Source organism: Paenibacillus jepli (assembly GCF_047238105.1).
Taxonomy (GTDB): domain Bacteria; phylum Bacillota; class Bacilli; order Paenibacillales; family Paenibacillaceae; genus Paenibacillus_D.
This window is the reverse complement of record NZ_JBDFMD010000001.1, coordinates 593,307-615,591: the sequence shown is the minus strand read 5'-3', so window position 1 is coordinate 615,591 and position 22,285 is coordinate 593,307. Positions and strand designations below refer to the sequence as shown.

Annotated in this window: 17 protein-coding genes and 1 riboswitch; of the genes, 11 read left to right on the top strand and 6 right to left on the bottom strand. The window is 56.5% G+C overall.

Annotation, left to right across the window (positions count from 1 at the left end; translation table 11 throughout):
• The first annotated feature begins 4 nt into the window (after positions 1-4).
• Positions 5-679: a S1 family peptidase gene (locus tag ABC336_RS03010; RefSeq protein WP_413237249.1), complete on the top strand. Its 675-nt coding sequence runs from the start codon at positions 5-7 to the stop codon at positions 677-679.
• Positions 680-775: 96 nt separating this feature from the next.
• Complete coding sequence (locus ABC336_RS03005) at positions 776-1,147, top strand: LytR/AlgR family response regulator transcription factor (RefSeq protein WP_413242428.1); 372 nt, start codon at positions 776-778, stop codon at positions 1,145-1,147.
• 71 nt (positions 1,148-1,218) lie between these two features.
• Here the strand turns inward: ABC336_RS03005 and ABC336_RS03000 are convergent, their stop codons facing one another.
• The 5 genes from ABC336_RS03000 to ABC336_RS02980 form a co-directional block, all read right to left on the bottom strand.
• The gene (locus ABC336_RS03000; protein WP_413237248.1) at positions 1,219-2,040 is read right to left on the bottom strand and encodes a TerC family protein; all 822 of its coding nucleotides are present in this window, start codon (positions 2,038-2,040) and stop codon (positions 1,219-1,221) included.
• A gap of 93 nt (positions 2,041-2,133) precedes the next feature.
• Positions 2,134-2,251: riboswitch (yybP-ykoY riboswitch) on the bottom strand.
• 73 nt (positions 2,252-2,324) lie between these two features.
• On the bottom strand, positions 2,325-3,773 hold the full coding sequence (locus ABC336_RS02995; RefSeq protein ID WP_413237247.1) for a methyltransferase domain-containing protein: 1,449 nt from the start codon (positions 3,771-3,773) through the stop codon (positions 2,325-2,327).
• Positions 3,770-4,657 carry a hypothetical protein gene (locus tag ABC336_RS02990; RefSeq protein WP_413237246.1) on the bottom strand — a complete coding sequence of 296 codons (888 nt, stop codon included), beginning with the start codon at positions 4,655-4,657 and terminating at the stop codon, positions 3,770-3,772. Before ABC336_RS02990 ends, ABC336_RS02995 begins: the two co-directional genes overlap by 4 nt.
• On the bottom strand, positions 4,654-6,246 hold the full coding sequence (locus ABC336_RS02985; protein WP_413237245.1) for a glycosyltransferase family 2 protein: 1,593 nt from the start codon (positions 6,244-6,246) through the stop codon (positions 4,654-4,656). Before ABC336_RS02985 ends, ABC336_RS02990 begins: the two co-directional genes overlap by 4 nt.
• A complete protein-coding gene (locus ABC336_RS02980; protein ID WP_413237244.1) occupies positions 6,243-7,355 on the bottom strand; it encodes a glycosyltransferase in 1,113 nt (370 codons plus the stop codon). Before ABC336_RS02980 ends, ABC336_RS02985 begins: the two co-directional genes overlap by 4 nt.
• 648 nt (positions 7,356-8,003) lie before the next feature.
• On the opposite strand from ABC336_RS02980, the gene ABC336_RS02975 reads away from it, so the two are divergent.
• The 9 genes from ABC336_RS02975 to ABC336_RS02935 all read left to right on the top strand — a co-directional run bounded on the left by ABC336_RS02975 (position 8,004) and on the right by ABC336_RS02935 (position 21,299).
• Positions 8,004-10,235: a helix-turn-helix domain-containing protein gene (locus ABC336_RS02975; RefSeq protein ID WP_413237243.1), complete on the top strand. Its 2,232-nt coding sequence runs from the start codon at positions 8,004-8,006 to the stop codon at positions 10,233-10,235.
• Between the two features lie 333 nt (positions 10,236-10,568).
• The gene (locus tag ABC336_RS02970; RefSeq protein ID WP_413237242.1) at positions 10,569-11,558 is read left to right on the top strand and encodes an ABC transporter permease; all 990 of its coding nucleotides are present in this window, start codon (positions 10,569-10,571) and stop codon (positions 11,556-11,558) included.
• Entirely contained in the window at positions 11,552-12,451 is a 900-nt protein-coding gene (locus ABC336_RS02965; protein WP_413237241.1) for a carbohydrate ABC transporter permease, read from the top strand. Before ABC336_RS02970 ends, ABC336_RS02965 begins: the two co-directional genes overlap by 7 nt.
• A 101-nt stretch (positions 12,452-12,552) precedes the next feature.
• Positions 12,553-14,139, top strand: coding sequence for an extracellular solute-binding protein (locus tag ABC336_RS02960; RefSeq protein WP_413237240.1), 1,587 nt, complete (start codon positions 12,553-12,555; stop codon positions 14,137-14,139).
• Between the two features lie 63 nt (positions 14,140-14,202).
• On the top strand, positions 14,203-16,920 hold the full coding sequence (locus tag ABC336_RS02955; RefSeq protein ID WP_413237239.1) for a hypothetical protein: 2,718 nt from the start codon (positions 14,203-14,205) through the stop codon (positions 16,918-16,920).
• Positions 16,917-17,699 carry an SDR family NAD(P)-dependent oxidoreductase gene (locus tag ABC336_RS02950; RefSeq protein WP_413237238.1) on the top strand — a complete coding sequence of 261 codons (783 nt, stop codon included), beginning with the start codon at positions 16,917-16,919 and terminating at the stop codon, positions 17,697-17,699. The genes ABC336_RS02955 and ABC336_RS02950 overlap by 4 nt, the downstream gene beginning before the upstream one ends.
• A 16-nt stretch (positions 17,700-17,715) precedes the next feature.
• Positions 17,716-18,642 (top strand): dihydrodipicolinate synthase family protein, encoded by a 927-nt coding sequence (locus ABC336_RS02945; RefSeq protein WP_413237237.1) that lies wholly within the window; start codon positions 17,716-17,718, stop codon positions 18,640-18,642.
• Complete coding sequence (locus tag ABC336_RS02940; protein ID WP_413237236.1) at positions 18,639-20,087, top strand: aldehyde dehydrogenase family protein; 1,449 nt, start codon at positions 18,639-18,641, stop codon at positions 20,085-20,087. Before ABC336_RS02945 ends, ABC336_RS02940 begins: the two co-directional genes overlap by 4 nt.
• Before the next feature lie 21 nt (positions 20,088-20,108).
• Positions 20,109-21,299, top strand: coding sequence for a mandelate racemase/muconate lactonizing enzyme family protein (locus ABC336_RS02935; RefSeq protein WP_413237235.1), 1,191 nt, complete (start codon positions 20,109-20,111; stop codon positions 21,297-21,299).
• A gap of 11 nt (positions 21,300-21,310) precedes the next feature.
• Here the strand turns inward: ABC336_RS02935 and ABC336_RS02930 are convergent, their stop codons facing one another.
• Positions 21,311-22,039, bottom strand: coding sequence for a FadR/GntR family transcriptional regulator (locus ABC336_RS02930; protein ID WP_413237234.1), 729 nt, complete (start codon positions 22,037-22,039; stop codon positions 21,311-21,313).
• Between the last annotated feature and the right edge of the window lie 246 nt (positions 22,040-22,285).

Genomic DNA, 22,285 nt, shown 5'->3' with positions numbered 1-22,285 from the left:
GCAAATGAGAAGCAAATGGGCGGCAGCATGGCTGCTGCTCCTGCTGCTGGCAGGTACCGGACTTGTCGCGCTAGGCACACAAGCGGATTCGCCGGCAAGCTATAATGCTGAAGACAGTTATGCGCGGTCACATAAAGCGATGATCTATCTGAGAGTACTGAATGAAGATCAAACCGTTAAGTCGGTGGGCAGCGGATCGCTCATTGCAGCGGACGGCACTGCTGCAACGGCCTACCATGTCGTCAAAGACGCAGCTTCGATCGAAGCGGTGTTGAGCGATGGACGGACTGTACGTTCCGTAAAAGTATTGGCGTATGACGAGCGGACTGATGCTGCGATCGTCAAGCTCCCGGCACCCAAGGCCAATGTACCGGCATATACGATCCTACCTGTCAGAGAACCGGCACTCCAGCACGGGGAACGCATCTATGCAATGGGCTACCCGCTCAAGGATACGCCGATCATCACCGAAGGCATCGTCAACAGTCCCGCAGCGATCATCAACGGCCGCAGCCGGGTGCTGGTGTCCTCGGAGATCGTCAGCGGCATGTCCGGCGGTCCTCTGCTGGACGAGCAGGGGCGTCTGGCCGGCATCATCTCAGGTTCCTTGCGCACGATGAACAATATTCATCTCGTCGTACCGACCCAAGATCTGGCGCTTCTGCGGCCGAGCAAGTGAGAATAGGCATGAGCAGATGACTGCTCGCGGCCGGCTTATCTGCCGCAGAGCAGCCGCTGCTATACTACCGGTGAAGGAGGGGAGCGGTTGATAAAAGTGTATGTGCTGGATGCCAATGAACGTGAAATGCACCGGCTGGCTGATATGCTCGGGCAACTGGACAATGTAGCGGTTATCGGCAAAAGCAAGAGCCCATTCGAAGCGATCGACAGCATCGGTCTCCTTCAACCGGATGCCCTATTCCTTGATTTACAACTGCCCGACATGCATGGCGTACTCGTCGCAGAACAGATCAGAGAGCAGTATCCCGGCGTCCAGATTGTTGTCGTGACCGAGAATAAAAATTATGCGTTGTGGGCGTTTGATCAGCAGATTGTGGATTACATCATCAAGCCTTGCGAGAATGTCCGGCTAAAACAAGTATTGCATCGGCTTGCGGCCCGAATGGGAGCAGGCGGCGCTTCATAGATTCCAAATTTAAAACGACTTCGCAGGTCCTTTGGGACAGCGAAGTCGTTTGTTTTGTTGTAAAATGCGATTTATTTTTCGCCGGTTTCGACGATGTTCTCCTCTTCCTTGACGACCTTGGCTTCCTTCTCCGTAATCGGACTCTCGGCGTCCAGCTTGCCGCTGAGGAACCAGGAGACGACGGCGATGCCGATCAGGACGGCCCAGAAGAAGATCTTCCATGTCGACGACTCGATGAAGTGTTTGTCGATAAAGTTGATGTCGGGGTGAGCAAGTGTATACAGCGCCAGCTTGACGCCGACCCAGCCGACGATCAAGAAAGCTGCGGTCTCTAGATTGGGCCGCTGCTTGAGCAGCGAGACGAAATAGGTGGCTGCAAAACGCATGATGACGATGCCGATCAGACCACCTGCCAGAATGACTGCGAATTGACCGCCATCCAGCCCGCCAATGGTCGGCAGATTGGTTGCCGGCAGTGTCACGGCCAGTGCAACGGCGGCCAGGATCGAATCCACTGCGAATGCCAGATCTGCCAGCTCAACCTTCAAGACTGTCATCCAGAATCCGGATTCTTTCTTCGGCTTGCCGTTCTCTTCGTCCTTCTTCAAGAAGAATTTTTTGATGATGTGATTGATCGAGATGTAGAGCAGGTAGAGTGCGCCAATCGCTTGAACCTGCCAGACATTGACCAGGAACGAGATCAGGAACAAAGCGCCGAACCTGAGCACGAACGCGCCGGCCAAACCGTAGAACAGAGCCTTCTTCCGTTTGTCGTCCGGCAAGTGCTTGACCATAACCGCCATGACGAGGGCATTGTCCGCTGCCAGGATCCCTTCCAGCGCGATCAGGACGAGCAGTACCCAACCATACTCCAATAACAAACTTGCTTCCATGTTTTCCTCCTGTGGGGGCTTGTATTTTCTTCATCCCGTAGTCGGCTCAGGACATAAAAAAGACCTCTGCCGACTATAGGCAAAGGTCTTGCTGAGCATGAGATAAAGAACAAGCGCTTCATGCCAACAAAGCCGATGGATGGCGGACATCCATGTAATGACGACTTTGTTTCCGGACGGAATCCGGACGCTACTCCCCTTTGAGGAAGAATATGTGATTGGTAACATTGTAGCCTGCTGCTTCGGCTTTGTCAAGGCTGGTTTGCGGGCAGCCTGCAGCTGCGTCAGAGCCGGATAAACCAGGCCAGCAGATGGCCGTTGAACAGCTCTAGCGACTGAACTCTGAATCCGGTATGCTCGGCCAGTCTGAGCAGCTCATCCGCCGTATAATATTTAATCTCCGCGTCGATGAATCCATCTCCCGGCTGATAGCAGGGCATCGCCAACAGGTCGGCATATTCGTGTGATGGGGCGAAATGTTGCTTCCAGGGTGTCGATACAAGCAGACTGCCGCCGCTGCGCAGTCGGGCATGGAGCTTATGAAAGACGGGGATCGGATTGTAATTCATATGTTCCAAAACTTCAGTGAATAAAATCAGATCAAAGGTGTCTATGCCGGGAATTGCGTCAGATTCGATGTTGCACAGCGACCAGCCGATGCCATAATCCCTCTCCAGCTGAGGCGACCAGAACCGGTCGGTCATATCCAGACCAAAGCATCTGGCTCCCGCAAGCGTGCCGTATACGAGCAGCGTGCCGTAGGCAGCGCCGACGTCGAGCAGTTGAGTACGTCCCGGCTCGATCAACGCATCCACCCATCGCAGCAAGGGGAACCAGTACGTCGCCTCCGCTTCCCGGTAAGCGCTGAGATAATGGCTGCTCGGCCGCTGAGCGTGGTAGCTGCTGAGGATAAGCTGAGCCTGAGCCAGTCGTTCCGGCGCTGCAGCCGCAGGGTGCGCCGACGCCTGTGGAGACGCCTGGGGCGGGACCTCCCGTCGGTGACCGATACGGCCTTCACTAACGAGAAGATAGCCTGCAAAGGGAGCTCGATGCTCATCGTCAAGGGAATCATACCACTGGCTTAGCCACGTTTTGACGGACTGCGAGCCGCCGATAAAATCGAGAAAATCCAAACTGTTGGCAAAGCCGATATGCGTCTCCCCGACAAGAGTGATCCCGCTGGCTGCGAACTCTTCGTTCAGCGACCAGACGGGCTCTTCGACGCCATACATCCAAATGCCCTGCTGCTCGGCCGCATACTTGCCTGCCAGATAGGGCAGACATCTGGCTGATGGTGTAAAGACAAGGATGGTGCCATCCGGCTTGGTTAGCCTGGCCATCTCCTCAAGAATTGCAATTTTATCTTCCCGCGTAAAATGTTCCAGCACTCCCGCATTCCAAACCAGGTCGAGCTCGCCGTCAGGCAGCCGGATGTTCCGGATATCGGAGACGATGAACCGCCCGGCTTGAAGCCGCTGTTGAAATGCGCGCTGGCTGTTGACAATTGCTGCTTCGGAATAATCGACAAGCGTGACATCCGCCTCGTCCTCTGCAAGCCGGAGCGAGATTTTGCCTGTGCCGGAACCGGCCTCTAACACACGGCTTGAAGCCGGATCCGGCAGATGCTCACGGATCTTCCTGTAGATGGATTCGCTCAGAGGATCCCACTCGTAGGACACCTCGGCGGTCCATAACTGATCCCAGACCTTTTTTTGCTGCTCGGCTTGATTCATGCCTCTTGACCTCCTGAGAGCAGAATATATTTACGGACCATGTCGCCAAACATATTGGGCTGGCTATGCAGCCGGGCAAGCTCTCGCAGTCCGTTGATCCCGTATTGATGGAACAGTCCTAGCTCATTAAGCTCGAAATCCTGTTGTTTGTCCGGGATCGACATCCGCTGAGCCATCGTAGCGTGAAATACCCAGCTCTGCAGGTAGCATCGCGGTTTCCAGCGGGTCCTTGTGCCCATGTAATACGCATAAGCCAGCAGCAGACTGTCATCCTCATAGCCTTGTCTGCCGCGCAGAAGAGAGATATCGTAGCCGCCGATTGCCCGGAGGGCCTCGCAGCGATGGATGACCGGATGGACGAAGCCGTAAGCCAGACCAGCTCGAGGCAAGGAAGCAAGCAGAGTCAGCCAGCCTGCTGCATCCTCCGGCGGGCTGATGCGCAGACCGAGCGGCTGCAGCTCCCCTGAGGACGTGACGATGCCGGGACAGACCATCGGCTCCGACGAAGCGGCGAGATAGTCGGTCAATGGGACATACCAGTCTGGCGGAAAGAGCATATCCACGTGGATCTCCGAGATATATCGAGCGTCAGGGAACTCCTGCCAGACATACTGAAAACAGGCTTGCCTGGCCCGGGCGATCCCGACGTTGCTCTCTGCACCGAGGATGACCGCATCTACACCGCAGTCTCTGGCTATGACGGATAACTGGGCATTCGTCAGACATCCCTGGTTGTAGATGACGACTTGCCGTGCAGAGGATTGGGCTAGCGTATGAAGACAGGTGACGACCATCTCTACATCCTGCTGCCGCGACGTATGCCGGATTAGCAGCGGCAGCGTGTGGATGAGCACGTGTTCCAGCGCGGCGGGGGACGTGCTCATGCTTCTTCCCATGCCACGAGATAAGGATGTGGGTCCAATATGGATTCGTACTGCTCCAGCCAGCCATAGCGGGCTTGGGGGTCCAATTGCCGATAGCGTTCAAGTTTGCGTATGCGTTCTTTGGGATCAGCCCAGCCGTAATGCTTGATCCGGTACTCAGACAACTCGTGCGGCAGCTCTAAGACATTGTTAGGGAAGCGCCCGCAATGCTGCGGCGTTTCTCGCCAACGGTAATCAAAGTCCGGCCGGTACCGGAGCAGAAACGGGCGGTAGGTACGGTGAGCCTGCCAATACTCATCCTCCCGGTAGTGCGTAGCGTTCCAAAAATCATAAAGTCTAAAACAATATACATCCGTCTCGGTCCGGGAGGTCAAGCTCGCAGCTGCTCCTGCGAACCTGGCCTCCAGCAGCTCGTCGCCATCAAGGTTGAGGATCCATTCCGGAGAAGCCTTGACTGTCTCTTCCCACTGCTGTTTGCGAAGTAGTATCTCATTATCAAACCGGGATACCGGATTGTGCACGATTCGCACAGGAATACCGCTCAGCGCGCGTATACAAATCTCGACAGTCCGGTCACTACTGCCGTCATCGATGATCACGGCCTGGTCGATGAAGGAGCGGTGAGCTTGCAGCACATCCTCTAGATAGCGATGTTCCTCGTTACGCAGCACCATCGAAAGAGTAATGCCGGTCTTCTCTCTGCTCGTCGCAGAGGCGTGGGCCAGAGGCTGCTCGCTCATCTCGATCACAGGATCCGCTGTGCTTGCCGGCGTTTCGACTGCGCTCGCCAAAAACTTGTCACTATCGTCCAGGTCTGTATCTCTGTAGATATGGAATGCAGGGTAGAAGGTATCAACATATAAGGGAAGGTCCATGGCTGCGGCGCGGATACAGAAATGGCGGTCTTCTCCCCAGAACGTAAGATTGGCGATCGGCTTGTAGGAGACGCCTTTCTGTAGAGCATCGCTTCGAATGAGCGTACAAGCGCCAAGCCCGCCAACCTCATATAAACCTGGAACCCGCAGTTTATCCAGAAATTGGTGGAAGCGTACGCCTTTCTCTTGTTCAGTCAGACTCTCGCCTCGGCTCTGCTCCCATTGGCCGTACTCATCCCACATCCATACTTGAGGCTGGGGAATCGCATCGGGTTGCCAACGTGTCCAAAAGATCTCCGCTACGATCGGTTTATCGGCTGCTACTAGCTGCAGCAGAGTATGGGGACTTAATAAAAGATCCGAGTCGATCAGAAAAACAAAGTCATAGCGCATCTCCCGGCCGTAGTTCAGGATAGCATCTTTAAACTCAGCCACTTTCCATACAAGCTGTTCATTCCAATAATGTGTTTTCTCGTCTCGCACATATTCCCCTTCCCGAGTTGCGTACCGGATAAGTGTCTGACTGGAAAAGTTAATAAACTGCTGTAGTTCCTGTTGAGAAGCTGGATTGTCATTGTCGTCGATAAATAAATAGGTCAGATCCAGTCCTTCGGCCCGCAACAGCCGCAAGGACTGGAGAAAGCGTCTGAGGATATCGGGAGATTGACGGATCGGACTGCCGATGAGAATCCGGGGACGGGGTTCCTGGCTCATGGGGCTGCACCTCCCTGATCAGATTCGTTTTGCTGGCCGGTCAATCGTGCGAGAAGATAAGCGCGATTAGCCAGCATTCGGGTATCGGACGGCCGGTATTGAAGAGCCTGCTCGTTATGAATATGAGCAAGTTCATACTGACCCAATCGGTCGTAGCAGACGCACAGCTGGAGGTGGGGCAGCCAGGTGTGGCAAGCGGGATTGGTGAAACCCCAGCTGTCCGACTGCTGCAACTGGGTTGCCGTTCTGTACCAGACGACAGCTGCAGCGGTGTCCCCCTCCTCCAGGTAATGATAACCGATTCTGCAGCAGGTCTCGGCTCGCGGCGTGCCATACTGCAGAGCCCGCAATGCAGATTCCAGCGACATTTTGCGGTCTCCAAGTTCCGTGTAGCAGTCGGCAAGCTTGCCGCATGCCGCGATCACATCCTCGACCCAGCCCTGACCCCCGCGAATGAATTGCTCGTACATCCTGATGGCCTTTACGTAATGTCCATGGTCCTTGAGCTCATTGGCATAATAATACATATCTCTTGCCGAGAACTGCTCTCCTAGGGCAAGCCGCTTCTCATAAATAGTCAGATTGCGGTCCGAATCCCGATCCTCATCGCCTGGAACATGGGTTACGGCAATGTCGCTGGTGAGGATTCGGCCACTCACCTCAAGATATTCGTGGACCGGACCGATCCAGCGAAACGACCGGCTGCGTTTGACGAGCCGGTTGCGGCGCAGACTGAAACTGACATTGCCAAATTCATCGGTGCTCAGGTTGTATAGCATCGAGACCGAATCGACCTCGGGGTCGAGCGAGGATTTCAGCTCCAGCAGTTTGTCTTTGTCTTTTTTCAGAATCACATCGTCTGCGACCAACCAGAGGATATAGTCTTTGGTGGCTTGGGCAAAAGCATAATTGCGTGCAGCGGCAAAGTCACTGATCCACTCAAAGGAATAGATGCAGTCGGTAAACTTCCGGGCAATCTCGACCGTCCGGTCCGTGGAACCGGTATCGACGATCACAATCTCGTCGGCGATGGCTCCCACAGAGCCAAGGCAACGGGCGAGTACAGCCTCCTCATCTTTGACAATCATGCATAAGCTAATCGATATCAATTCAGCACCCTCCATTTGACAATTGAATGTCATGTTATTGCATCTCTATTCCAAACCGGGCGCAAGCATGAATAGAAGAAACCCCCATTTAGAAATATTGTCTTCCATAGTTCAAGCTGAGGCATAACCTACCACGTTGGACAATAGGCTAAATGTAATCATTCTGCTGACGACATGCGCTGTGGCGTCAGTTCGACCCGTCATTGCCAGTTGTCCAAAGGAGGGGTCCCGTCCAATGAGTATGCCAACGGTTCCCGAGGAACATTTCAGATATTGTCACGGGATTAAATATTCCGGTTGCTGCGCAGACGCGTCTGTTACTGGTCTTCTCGGCAACGACGACCGGTCTGGCTGTATTAACAACGACTACAGGATACGCAAGTGGAGGACTTACAATAACTTAGCATAGTAATGGGCATTATGACGGTGCAGGTTTGTTCCTGCATCGTCTATTTGTGTGTATGCATTGACTGAATTTGTTTTATTTTAGTAAAAAACAAAATAAATTTTAGTGGTGAAAACAAAACTTTGCTGTGATACTATAAAACTAATCAAGTAAAATGATCGAAGAACGGAAATGGCTATTCCAAAAAAAGAATTATTGTAAGCGGTAACAAACAAAGAGGGCCCTAACAAGGGGGGATACGGGTGCGTAGTTGGATTCATAAGCGCTTTGGCAAAAACAAACATGTTTTCGGGAAGTTTTTGTTCTCCTACTTTTTGATCCTGTTATTCCCTTTGACCATCGGGGCCTATGCGTATCAGCAGACCGTCAAGGTCGTGCGGGAGGATGCCGTGGAATTGAATCAAACGGTGCTCGAACACAGCAAGCAAAGCTTGAACAGTCTGTTCGCGGAAATCCGCGAAGTCGTGTCGGTCATCTCGCTGGATAAGGATCTGCTTGCTTTGATTCTACTCGCGGAAGCAGAGTGGTCGCCGGAATCGATCTACCAATTTTCCTTGCAACGCAACGAGCTTTATAAGCTGTCGACCAATAATTACTTCTCCGGCTTATTTGTGTACCTGGCCAAAAGCGAGACGATCATCGCCAATGACCATATCTCCAGGTTACATGAACATCCGCTGCAGATCGGCGATCTCGCTTTCGGAGAGTGGCTGGAGGATGTGGTCAGCAAAGAGGAAGTTAACCGTTATCATCGGCTTGAGAATGTGGATGGCGGCAAGGAACGCGGCAACTATATCGCATACGTGAGCGGTCTGCCGGCCGGTCATCGGACCCATATCGATGGAGCGGTTGTCATCTTGATCCGTGAGCAATCAGTCTTGCAGTTATTCAACAGGTCACTCGATGAAAAAGGAGCTTTTGCGTATATCCTGGACGAAGAAAACCGGCTCATTGCATCGACCTTCCAAGGGCATCCGCCGATCGAGTCAGCCTTGCTGGATGGCGGACCTAGAGACGGCTATGAGGTCTATAACATTGACGGCAGCGCTACGATGATCTCTCACACCCGTTCTGCATATAACGGTTGGACGTATGTATCTGGTCTGCCGGAAGCCGCAGTGTTTGCCAAAGCGGAATACATCAAGCGAATCAATTATAGTATTATCGCTGCTGCATTACTGATCGGTTGTATCGCTGCGCTATTGTTCGCTTATCGCAACAGCCGGCCGGTACAAGAGCTGCTGGAATCGCTCAGCGATCTGCGCGTTCGCATGGACAAACAACAGCTATTGCTCAGGAGCGCTTATTTGGAAAGGCTGCTCAAAAACGGATTCAACACTAGGGGAGAGCTGCTAGGATACGGAGAGCAAGCCCGTATGCAGCTTTCAGTAGACGGAGAATATGTTGTCGCACTGATCCGTATTCATGGACAGCCTTATGTCGAGACCGGGCATGCAGACCTGGGCAGCGGCATATCACTGTTGGAGTCTGTGGTAGAGAATTGCCAGCCAGACTGGCTACTCCATCAGCTCAAGCCAATGACGATGGCGCTAGTTATCCCTTTAAGTTCATCTGTTGCAGCCGAAGACAAGCTTGACTGGGCGGAGGCGGCACTGCTGCAGTTACAGGAACGGCTGCTGCAGGAAAGACAGCTGTTATGTTCAATCGGTCTTGGCCAGGTCGCAGGCAATGCTATGCAAATCTGGCGTTCCTATAATGATGCAAGACAGGCGCTTGACGTCCTGGATCCCGAATTGACCCAGCAGCTATCCCGGTATGATGCGCTTGGCAAACATTCGGCCTATTACTATTATCCGCCCGATCTGGAACTGAAGCTGATGAATACAGTGCGTGTGGGGGATACTGCCGGACTGGAGCGATTGCTCGGGCATATCGAGACGGAGAATTTCGTGCAGCGGCAGCTGAGTCCGTGGCGGACAAAACAGCTATTCCAGGAGATCCAGGGAACTCTGCAGAAGCTGACAGAGCAGCTGAGCCGCCTGCCCGGTTCGGATATCCCTGCTCTAGTCAAGCTGGAGCACGCCGAACTCGAGCATCCGGTACCGGATATGGGGATGCTGCGTGTAGTCCTGACACAGTTCAGCGAACAGATCCGTCAACAGAAGACGAGCCGTCACCGCAAGCTTTTCGAAGAGATCAAAGCGACGATTGCCGCCGATTATAAGGACAGCGGACTCAGTCTATGTCAAATCGCTGCCAATCAGAAGCAGACGGAAAGCTTTATTTCGATCTTGTTCAAGGAACAAATGGGGGTCACTTTCTCCGAATATGTGGAGCAGCTGCGGCTGAATGAAGCATGCAGGCTGCTGCGGGCAACGGAACTGCCGATCGTAGAGATCTCGCTCATGGTAGGGTACAACAGTGACAAATCGTTCCGGCGGGCGTTCAAACGGGCCTATGGTATCCAGCCCACTTCGTTCCGCAAGGTGCCTGGCGCACAGACTGATCCATAGACGACCGAGGGTATAAATGAAAAAGCCGCGTCCATGTCGCCTGACCAGTGACAGGAACACGGCTTTTTTTTATCCTCTCTCATGATCTAACCAATAATTCTGAAGCAAAGAGTGCCGAAAAACTAATGGGTGGTGAGAAGGAAATACCGCGTGGAGCAAGGGGTCCGGCTACTTGTGTGCGGATGGTGTGCTTGGTATGAACTGTTCCTTTACGAGCGCCCCTCCGCAGAGGTAAGGTTGGATTGTTGATAGCGCTATCAAATGGACTGCCTTTCCCGTTGGCGTCCTTACCGCATCAAAAAGCAATCATTGCCTAAGAGGGAGTGTGATGAAATGACAGAAGCGGTTGCCGAAACCAAATCAGCAAGACAGACGCGCTTGCGTGAGCGAATCGCGGATATGCGCCTGCGGAGCAAAAAGCAAAAGGTGCTGCTTCTGCTGCTGCTTCCGGCGATCCTTTATTTTATTGTCTTTAATTACATCCCGATGTACGGGGTGCTGATCGCGTTCAAAAACTTTCGCATGCAGGAAGGACAAAATTTTATTGTAACCGTCTTCACATCGCCGTGGGCAGGACATCTGGGCTTGGATCATTTCAAAAACTTTGTCAATGGCCCGTATTTTTGGAATCTGCTCCGCAATACGTTTCTGCTCGGATTCTACTCCCTGCTGTTCGGGTTTCCGATTCCGATCCTGTTCGCCCTCCTGCTCAATGAAGTAAGGCTCAGAATGTACAAAAGCTTCGTGCAAACCGTTAGTTATCTGCCTTATTTCCTGTCGATCGTAGCGGTTATCGGCATGCTCAAGATGGTGCTCTCTCCCAGCTCAGGCGTGATTAATATGCTGCTTGGACGGCTCGGGTTTGAACCGATTTACTTTTTTGCCATGCCGGAATGGTTCCGCTTTCTCTTCGTCAGCTCGGGGATCTGGACCAGTATGGGAATGGGGGCCGTCATCTATCTGGCAGCTTTGTCTAAGGTCGATACGGATCAGTATGAATCTGCCGTCATGGATGGAGCTTCGCGGATCAGGCAGATCTGGCACATCACGCTGCCTGCGATCAAGCCGGTCGTCGTTATTACGCTCATCCTCAACATGTCAGGCGTGCTCAGTGTTGGCGCGGAGAAGATCATCCTCATGTATAACTCGCTGACGTACGAGACGGCCGATGTGTTCTCGACCTTTGTGTTCCGGCGAGGCTTGATTGAACTGGATTTCAGTTTCGGCGCTGCCGTAGATTTGTTCAATGCTGCGGTCAACATTATATTCCTGGTGACTGCCAACTACATCGCCCGAAAGGTGGCTGACGAGAGCTTATGGTAAAAGATACTTCGCTTGGCTCCCGGGTGCTGGATGTGGTCGTCCATGCAGTTATGATCGTTGTCGTATTGATTACGCTGCTGCCGATTCTACATGTTATCGCCATCTCGCTCAGCTCGCCGGAGGAGATCGTCCGAGGCCGTGTCGGTCTGCTGCCGAGCCAGTTCAGCCTGGGGGCCTACCGTACGATTCTGTTCGAGAATGTGCATATCCCGCGTTCGTTCTGGAATTCGATCGTGATTACGACAGTAGGCACAGTGCTCAATGTCGTGTTTACGACGGCGGCAGCTTACGTGCTGTCCAAGCGGGATCTGCTGTTCCGGCCGCTGTTTATGACCGTTTGTATCCTGCCGATGTTCTTTACCGGCGGCATCATCCCGCAATTCCTCCTGATTCAGTCGCTGGGGATGATGAATACGATCTGGGCGGTCACAGTACCTGTGCTGATCAGCTCGTGGTGGCTCATCATTATGATCTCGTTCTTCAAAAATTTCCCCGTGGAGATCGAGGAGGCCGCCAAGCTGGATGGCTGCGGCGATCTGCAGACGCTGATTCGAATCGTGCTGCCGCTGTCTACAGCGGGTGTAGCAACGATCGGGTTGTTCTACGCCGTCTCACACTGGAACTCCTATTTCACAGCCATGTTATATTTGCGCAATTATGACAGCTACCCGCTGCAGCTGATTCTACGGGAGATCGTCCTGCAGAGCACGCTCGCCGACCAGCTTGCTTCGCAGGGCAATGCGGCGCTGGCCGAGGATCTGAGCTCCAACCTGACGCCCGAGTCCGTGCAGTATGCGACCCTGGTGATATCGATTATCCCGATGCTGATTATCTATCCGTTTATCCAGAAGTATTTTGTCCGCGGCATTATGATCGGGTCGCTCAAAGGGTAGCGGAAGATCTCTATAAGGGAGGTGATGCGCCGGCTGTTCTTATGATGTTCAGTTTAGGGAAAGGGTCAAATTTCGTTGAAAAATGAAAAGGGGATGAGTACATGAGCAAGAGCAAATCGCTGGCTGTATTGCTGTCCTTAGTGTTCATGCTGACCGCCGTGCTCGGAGCTTGCAGCAGCAATTCCGATCCAACACCGGGAAATACCGGGGAGAGCTCCGGTTCGAATGCACCTTCGGGAGAAGGCGGGACCTCGGCGCCTGTAAAGATCTCAGTGGCCGGGATGCCCAAATATCCGCCCAATCAAGTACCCAACGATTATATTACGGAAGTGGAAGAACGGTTCAACATGGATTGGGATTACGAAGCGATCCCGCTGTCTGCCGGGATGGAGAAATATAATGTCATGTTCGCGTCGGGGCAGTATCCGGACTTTATCCCGAACATGAATAGTCCGAGCAGCGTCGCCAAGTGGGCTTCCGCCGGCTTTCTGCTGCCGATCAGCGACTATATCGATCAATTGCCTGCGTACCGAGGTCTGTTTACCGACGAAGACTGGGAAGTGCTGATGAGCTTCGCTGCCACCAACGGCAAGCTGTATATGCTGCCCAGCGTCGCCAGCAGTGATCCGATGACATGGATCTACCGCAAGGACGCATTTGAGAAGATCGGTCTGAAGGAGTTCCCGTCGACGATGGATGAATTGTATGAGGCCTTGAACGCGCTCAAAGCCGAATATCCGCAGTCTGTCGGTATCGGTGTCAGAGGCGGTACCGAAAATACGGGCATCCGCAATCTGATGAACGGCTTCCGGCAGAGCTTCCGCAATCCGCGCAACGACCATACCAAAGGCTTCTGGAACGATCCTGATGCCGGGGATGCCGTCGTCTGGAATATGGCGTCGGAGAAGCACCGCGAGATGCTGATCTTCCTGGCCAAGCTCTACAAGGAAGGACTGATCGAGAAGGAATTCGCCACCCTGACGCAGGAACAGTGGAAAACCAAACGGCTTACCGGAAGCGTCCTGGTGGATTTCCAGTACGCCAGCCACACGATCGATCCGGAATATGCGCTGACGGACATCCCGGGCGGCGAATGGGCTTATGCCCGCACGTTGCCGAGCGCAGGCACCGAGCCAGCACTTGAGTTCAGCCCGCTCAGCTTTGCCCTGTTCGGGCCGATCTTCAGCAGCAAGCTGGCCAATGAGCCGGAGAAGCTGGAGAAGCTGTTCGAATACATCGAATTCTCGGCTTCTCCGGAGGGCCAGTTGTTCCACCATATGGGACTGAAGGATGTGACCTATACCGAGGCTAATGGCGAGATCACCTACGCTGAAGGCTATGATCGTCAAACGGTGGCGGAGCAGCACGGGTTCGACTGGCTGCTCAAACAGAGTGAAGACGTGTTGAAATCGGATCCGATGTTCTTGAAAAAGCAGGAGGCGATGGAGGAAGTGTCCGGCATCTACAATCTGACGCCGAAGAGCGCCCCGTTCACGGAAGAGGAGCAGCAGACGATCAATACGACCGTCAGCGCCATGGAGGATGTCGCCTATCAGTTCGCGACCCGCGCCGTCATGGGCATCGCGGATGCGTCGGACGACGCCCAATGGGCCAAATACCTCGATGATCTGGGCAGGGTCGGCATGGCTGAGGCGCAGAGCATCGCCGAGACTTATCTTAGCGAGTAATCCGGCTTGCCGGCAGGGCGGGATGGCGCCGTGCCGGCTGCCTATATGAGAAGGAGGCTGTACATGACTACGATACATCTCGCCTTGCCGGAGCGGGCCAGCGCGCGCATCCGCTATGGCGCCGAGCTGCTGCGGCAGGCGGTCGCCGGTCAAGGACTGGTACCTGCTGAGACGGCGACGGCATGGACAGTGGAGAATTACCGGGATACGCCAGGGTCCAAGATCGCCATTGCGGTCCGGGGGGAATGTTCGTTTATCCAGGCGCTCGAAGAGGCGGAGGTGCTGCTCTATCATACTGATCCGCCAGTAGAAGAAGCGTTCTACCTCGCTTCGCTGCCCGGCTCGCTGACGGTTGTTGTCGGCGGCAGCGCAACTGGCGTGCTGTACGGCTGCCAGCAGCTCGCAGGTATCCTCGCCGCTCGCGGCGAGCTGCCGGACAATCTGGCTATGAAGGACGGCCCGGTGATGAAGCTGCGCGGTCCGGTCGTCCCGCTGCAGCTGACCAAGGTCGAGCCGCCGCGCCGGACGTACGAATATCCGATCACGCCGGGCCGCTTCCCCTGGTTCTATGACCGCGGGCTGTGGTCGGCATTCCTGGACATGCTGCTGGAGCAGCGTTGCAACGTTATCTACGTCTGGAGCGGTCATCCGTTCTCATCGCTGGTGAAGCTGGACGAATATCCGGAAGCGATGGAGGTTACCGAGGAAGAGTTCAGACTCAACGTTGAGACCTTCCAGTGGCTGGCGGAGGCTTGCGACCGCCGGGGGATCTGGCTGGTGCTCAAATTTTACAACATCCACATCCCGCTGCCGTTTGCGGAGAAGCATGGCCTGGATCTGCATCAGCCCAAGCCGCTGCCGCTGACAAGCGACTATTATATCCGCTCGATCTCAGCTTTCATCCGCAATTTCCCCCATGTCGGACTCATGGTATGTCTCGGAGAGGCACTGCAAGGCGCGATCTATGGCGCGGAGTGGTTCAATGAGACGATTCTTGCCGGCGTACATGACGGGCTGAAGGATCGGGGAGTGAAGGAGCTGCCGCCGATCATCGTTCGCGCCCACGCGATCCCCTCGGAGAAGGTGATGGCGGAAGCTATTCCCAACTATGCCAACTTGTTCACGGAGGCCAAATATAACGGGGAATCGCTGACGACGTACACCCCGCGCGGCAAATGGCAGCACACCCATCGTCATCTGGCCTCGCTGGGCTCGATACATCTATTTAATGTGCATATCCTGGCCAACCTTGAGCCTTTTCGGTACGGCTCCCCTTCCTTTATCCAGAAGAGTGTACAGGCGGCCAAATACCGGCTGCATACGAACGGCATTCACCTATATCCGCTATTCTACTGGGATTGGCCGTATGCGCCGGACAAGACGGAGCCCCGGCTGCGCCAGATGGACCGGGACTGGATCTGGTTTGCCGCATGGTTCCGGTATGCCTGGAATCCCGACCGCGACCCGAGCCTGGAGAGGGAGTACTGGATCGCTCAGCTGGCAGAGCGCTTCGGCAGCCGGGAGGCGGGAGAAGCAATCCTGGACAGCTATGAGCATACCGGGGAGATCGCGCCCAAGCTGCTCCGACGCTTCGGCATTACAGAAGGCAACCGGCAGACGATGAGCCTGGGCATGACGATGAGCCAGCTTACCAACCCCGCCCGTTATGGACAATGGAAGGAGCTGTGGGACTGTCAGGCTCCGCAGGGAGAGCGGCTGGATGAATATGTCGCGGGTCAGCTGCAGTGCCGGCAACCGGTCGGCGAGTCTCCGCTGGATATCGTGGCAAGCGTAGAGGGGCATGCGGAGCGTGCTGCCCGGGCCGTGGCTCGCGCTGCAGCCTCGGTGACGAAGGCGCGGGAGGAATATGCCAGGATCTCATCCGACGTCCGGGCCATCTCGCTCATGACGAAGGTCTACACGGAGAAGGTAAGGGCGGCAATCCTGATCCTGACCTACAAAGAGCAGTGCGCCGGCAATTATACGGATCAACAGCAGGTGAAGCTGCTGGAAGAAGCGCAAGCGCACATCTACAGCAGTCTCGAAGCCTACCGGGAGCTGGCAGAATGGACTGCGGACACCTATCTGTATGCGAACAGCATGCAGACGCCGCAGCGCAAGGTGCCGTTTTCGAATGGCGAGACGTACGGCCACTGGCAGCAATGCCTGCCGCTGTACGAGGCAGAGTACAGTCATTATGCCAGAATCGTCGAGGGGCTGAAGGCAGGGCGGCTGCCCGAGAAGCTGGCTGCCGCCGAAGGGCCGCCGGCGCCATACCGGCAGGCAGAATTCATCCTGCATTCGCCGGATGCGGAGACCTACGTGCTCCAGACGGACAGCGAGCTGTTCACTGACGGCGGAATCCCGGCCGCAAGCGTAGCCGAAGAACTCCAGGGGCTGACGGCGATCCGCTTTAACCGGGAGCGCTCCAGCAAGGAGGGGTTCGATCTCGATATCGAGCTGAATGAGCCAGCGATCATCCTGATCGGGTACTTCAACTCCAGTCATCCGCAGTGGCTGCAGGTGCCGAGTCTCGAAGAGAATACGCATGCGGATGACCGGGGGGGATTGGCGCCGGTACTGACCAATGCGCTCAAAGTGTTCTTCCAGCCCAGCGTCAATGTCCATGCTTTCCGTTACGAAGCGGGTCGGCATCGGCTTGTGTTCGGACGAGGCGCCTATCTCGTCCCTGGTGTGATCAAGGCCGATCAGCCGCTGCGGGTGAGGGATGTCGAAGGCGAGGGCAAGACCAATACACTGGATTGGCTGTACGAATCATGAGCGGTCTCCGGCTGACTGGCAAGACTGTGGTTGTGACAGGAGCGGGCTCGGGGATCGGCAGAGCCATCGCCCTCCGGTGCGGGGAGGAAGGCGCGGCAGTGGTCGTAGGCGACATTGCTGCTGCCGAAGGCGAACAGGTGGCAGCGATGATCCGTGATTGCGGCGGCCAGGCGGCTTTCCTGCAGGGAGATCTGCGGGAAGAGGCGGCGGCAGCCAGGCTGATGCATACAGCTGCCGAGCGCTTTGGGGGTCCCCATGTACTCGTCTGCAATGCCGGTGTTACCGGCACGACCAATGTGTTGACAGCAACCGATGAAGACTGGGACCGGATTATGTCCATCAATCTCAAAGGAGCCTGGTACTGCGCCAAGCATGCCATTCCATATATGGCGGCTGCAGGCGGCGGCAGCATCGTCAACATCTCGTCGACGCATGCGATCCGGACCCAGTTCAATCATTTTCCTTATCAGGCGGCCAAGGGCGGGATGCAGGCGATGACGCTCGGCATCTGTGTCGATTACGGCCACCAGGGCATCCGGGCCAACAACCTGGTGCCCGGCTTTGTCATGACACCATTGGCACGCCGCTTCCTGGACGGCTATCCCGACCCGGCCAAGAAGGAGCGGCGGATGCTGGAGGCGCATCCGCTGGGCAGGCTCGGGACGCCGGAAGACATCGCTGCCGCTGCCGTCTTCCTTGCTTCTGACGAAGCGTCGTTTATCAGCGGCACGTCACTGATCGTTGACGGCGGCAGGTCGGCGTACCAGCAGTCTGATTAATACTGGAGGTGAGCTTATGAACAACAGAGAAGCGATAGTCGCGAGACTCAGCGGCATCCATGCGATTCCGGTCACGCCATTCCGGGACGATCTAAGCATCGATGAGGCAGCAATCGGGGTCAATATCGAACGGCTGATCGCTGGCGGCATGACGGCAGTGTATCCCTGCGGCAATACCGGCGAGTTCTACTCGCTGACCGTCGAGGAAGCGGAGCAGACCGTCCGGCTCACCGTCCAGCAGGTGCAGGGAAGAGCGCTGGTTATGGCAGGCGTAGGCTACGATACAGCGACAGCTGCGCAGCTGGCAGCTGCCGCCGCATGGGCCGGCGCCGACGGCCTGATGGTGCACCAGCCCGTGCACCCGTTTCAGTCCGAGCATGGACTGCTGGACTACTATACGGCCATTGCAGCGGCCACAGACCTGCCGCTGATTCTGTATGTACGCAGTGAACAGGTACGGACGGCCACGCTGCTGGAAGCAGCAGAGATCCCTCAGGTTGTAGGCGTCAAGTATGCGGTCAACCATCTGCCTTCCTTTGCCGAGGCCGTACAGGCGATCGGCGAAAGGCTGGCCTGGATCTGCGGGACGGCGGAGATGTGGGCGCCCTTCTATTACGCCGCCGGCGCTGTCGGCTTCACATCGGGTATGGTCAATGTCGATACCAGACTGTCGCTTGCCCTGCTCGCAGCGATGAATCGCAGCGATGTGGCGGAGACGATGCGGATCTGGCAGCTGCTCCGGCCGTTCGAGCTGCTGCGTGAGCAGCGCGGCGGCGCAGCCAATGTCAGCGTTGTCAAGGAGGCGATGGCCCAGCTCGGGTACGACAGCGGTCAGGTAAGGCCGCCGATCGCCGCGCTCACAGTGGAGGATAAACAGCAGGTGACCGGGATTCTGCGCGCATGGGAGTTGTTGGAGGATGACGAGGAGGCGAAGCGAACATGATCGAAGCGAACAATTACATCGGCGGCCGCTGGTGCGGCGCCGAGTCCGGCGAACGCATCGATGCGCATAATCCGGCGGATCCCTGCGAGCGGCTGGGATCTGTACCCCGTTCGGCTGCTGCGGATGCCGAGCAGGCCGTGCTGGCGGCGGATGCCGCTGCTGCAGGTTGGCGGGATACGGCCCCTGGCACGCGCGGCGAACTGCTGCGGCAGGCGGCCCTGCAGCTGGATGCCCGCAGCGGCGAGTTGGCAGACCTGCTGACCCGCGAGATGGGGAAGACGCTGCCGGAGGCGCTAGGTGAAGTGAAACGAGGAGTGGCGATCCTGCACTATTATGCAGGCTTGACCATGCATGCGGATGGCGCTCATCTGCCTGCAGCCGATGGAGCCTCATTGCTGTACACACAGAAGATCCCGCTCGGTGTGGTGGCGCTCATCACACCCTGGAACTTCCCGGTGGCGATCCCGGTCTGGAAGCTGGCGCCGGCGCTGGCATCCGGCAACACGGTCGTCTTGAAGCCGGCCACCCAGGCTTCGCTGACGGCGGCGCGGCTGATGGAGATCCTGTGCGAAGCCGGCTTCCCGGACGGGGTCCTGAACCTCGTGCATGGTTCGGGGGCTGCGGTCGCATCCGCGCTGATCGAGCATCCGCTTGTGCAGGGGGTCAGCTTCACAGGTTCTAATGGCGCCGGCAAACGGATTGCGCAGCAGGCGGCAGCCAGAGGCATCAAATACCAGCTGGAGATGGGGGGCAAAAATGCTGTCATCGTGTTGGCTGATGCCGATCTGGAGCGGGCGGCGGACGCAGTCGTGTCCGGGGCGATGAAGAGCGCAGGCCAGAAATGCACGGCTACCAGCAAGGTCATCGTGATGCCGGAGATTCGGGAGCGCTTCACGTCGCTGCTGCTGGAGCGTCTGCAGCGCATTACGATGGGTCCGGGAACCGAGGAGGGTGTCTATTATGGACCGCTGGCATCGCGTGAACAGCAGCGGCATGTGCTGGAAGCAATCGCCGCAGCCGGTGAAGCGGGAGCGGAACTGCTGCACGGCGGCGGTGTGCCGGAGGACGCCCGGCTGCACGGCGGCTATTTTGTCGAGCCGACGCTGTTCACTGGCGTTGATCCTGCAAGTCTCTTGGCCCGGGAAGAGATCTTCGGGCCAGTGCTGGCACTGCTCGAAGCGCCGACGCTGGCAGAGGCGATCCGGCTGGCCAACGATACCGAATACGGGCTCAGCGCCGCTATCTTCACGACGGATCTTGGCTCGGCGATGACGTTCATCCGCCATATCGAGGCCGGCATGGTCAAGGTCAACAGCGAGACGGCGGGCGTCGAGTATCAGGCGCCGTTTGGCGGATTGAAGCAGTCCAGCTCGCATTCGCGCGAGCAAGGCCTGGCCGCGCTGGATTTTTACACGCATACGCAGACGATCTCGTTGTCGATGTAATAGAGGGAGGAGCGGCAGAACATGAAAATAACGGATGTAAAGCTAGATGTGGTGCGCATTCCGCGGGAGACCGGCTTTGTGTGCGAACACGCCTTTGTCCGCCTGCTGACTGACGAGGGCATCACCGGCGTAGGCGAGATGTCCGACTTCTCGCATCTGCCCAAGTATGCACTGGATGCGGCGGACCTGACGGTTACACTGCGCAGGCAGCTCGTCGGACGCGACCCGCATGAGCTCTCCGCATTGAATCTAGAGCTGGCAGGGCTGTTCCCGGAGACGATGTATTATTATGAGAAAGGCACATTTATCCGCTGCGGAGTGGACATGGCGCTGCATGATCTGCTGGCCAAGTCGCTCGGCGTCAATGTCAGCCGGTTGCTGGGCGGACGGCTTCGGGACAAAATAAAAGTATGCTATCCCATCTTCCGTCACCGGAGCGTCTCGGAGGTCGCGGACAATCTCGCTGTCGTGCGGAGCAAGCTGGAGCAGGGCTTCGACGTATTCCGGCTCTATGCCGGGGTCAATCCCGATGCCGATGAGGCGTTTCTGGACGGCGTGAGAAGCGAGTTCGGCAGTCGGGTGACGATCAAATCCCTGGATTACAGTCATCTGCTCGACTGGAAGCCGGCGCTGCGAATCACGCGCAGACTGGCGCCGTACGATGTACAGCTGGTGGAGAGTCCGGCGTTCCGCAATGATGTCGAAGGCCTGCGCAACTTCCGGATGGCAGTGGATCTGCCGGTCAGCGAGCATGTGTGGAGCTTCAAGCAGCTATCCGATATGATCCGGCACGACAGCGTAGATCTGTTCAACATCGCCCTCATCTTCATCGGCGGCTTCGAGGCGGCCCGCAAAGCAGCCGCAGCCGCAGAAGTGGCAGGCAAAGGCGTATTGATCGGGACGACGCAGGAGCTGGGCTACGGTACGGCGGCGCAAGCGCTGCTGGGCGGTGCACTGGCCAACCTGAACGCCGTCTCCGATCCGACGGGCCCATATGTGTATACGGATGATGTGAGCACGGAAAAGGTGCGGTACGAGGACGGTTATCTGCTGCTGCCCGAACTGGCCAAGCCGGGAATCGGCGTCGAGATTGATTGGGACAAAGTGGAGCGGCTAAAAACCGAGGGGTTCAGCTGGGGAGACCAGGAACTGGCTCAGCTGCAGGACCGTACGCGGGCGGCCAAGCCGCCCGGCACGTCGGTCATCTCTTAACGAAGATTGCATCAGGGGGATGTGGCTCCCCGCTCGTCCAGCACCTGTTCGACCTTGGCGATGTGCTGCCCCATCAAACGGGCTGCCTCGGGGCCGTCGCCAGCGGCGATCGCTTCATAAATGGCCCGGTGTTCGCGGAGCAGACGCTCTGAGCTCGAACGTTCCGAATAGAACCAGAGGGCACGCGTGTCCTTCATGCTCTCATGCAGTCGTCCCGAGAGCGAGGCCATCAGATCGGCGATGACGGGGTTGCAGGTGGCAGCGGCAATCTGCAGATGGAAGCGGATGTCGGCCTGTTCACCGGCGCGCTCATCGTCCAGCTCCGCCTCCATCTCTGCCAGCGTCTGCCGCAGCTGCTCCAGATCCGCTTCAGTGCGGTGGGAGGCAGCCAGCAGTGCAGCGCCCGTCTCCAGCACCTGGCGGACCTCAAGGATATGCCGCAGCGACCGGGAGCGGTCCAGCCACGCTTCCGGCTGCAGCTGTGCCGGATGAGGCGGCGGGGTGGGGCTTTCGATGACGAAGGTGCCGCCGCCTTGGCGGATATCGAGACGGCCCATCGCTTTGATGGCGCTCAGCGCTTCGCGGATCGTCGAACGGCCGACGCCGTATCGGGCCGCCAGGTCGACGACAGAAGGCAGGCGGTCTCCGGGAGCGAGCTCGCGTTCATTCAGCTGCCGGAGCAGATCCTGCATGACCCACTCGCTGTTCTTGAGCGGACGTTGGCCTAAGTGTTCCATCATCGTAACTCCTTTCGCAGGTTCTTTATGTAGAGAAATCCGGGGACAAAGGCGAGCGTTTCGAAGCATATGCTCCCGGAGCCGCTTTCTTCCAGAAAGCGTGGTTCAAGCACGATTCCGCACCTCGCCGTCCCTTTTCAATAAGCTGCTATTTGCTGTCTTCTAATTTTAGTGTATACTAAACCCAAACAAAAGTCATCAGATGACCTGATCAATTGCAGTTGAGAGGTTGGGTGGCTATGGGAGGGT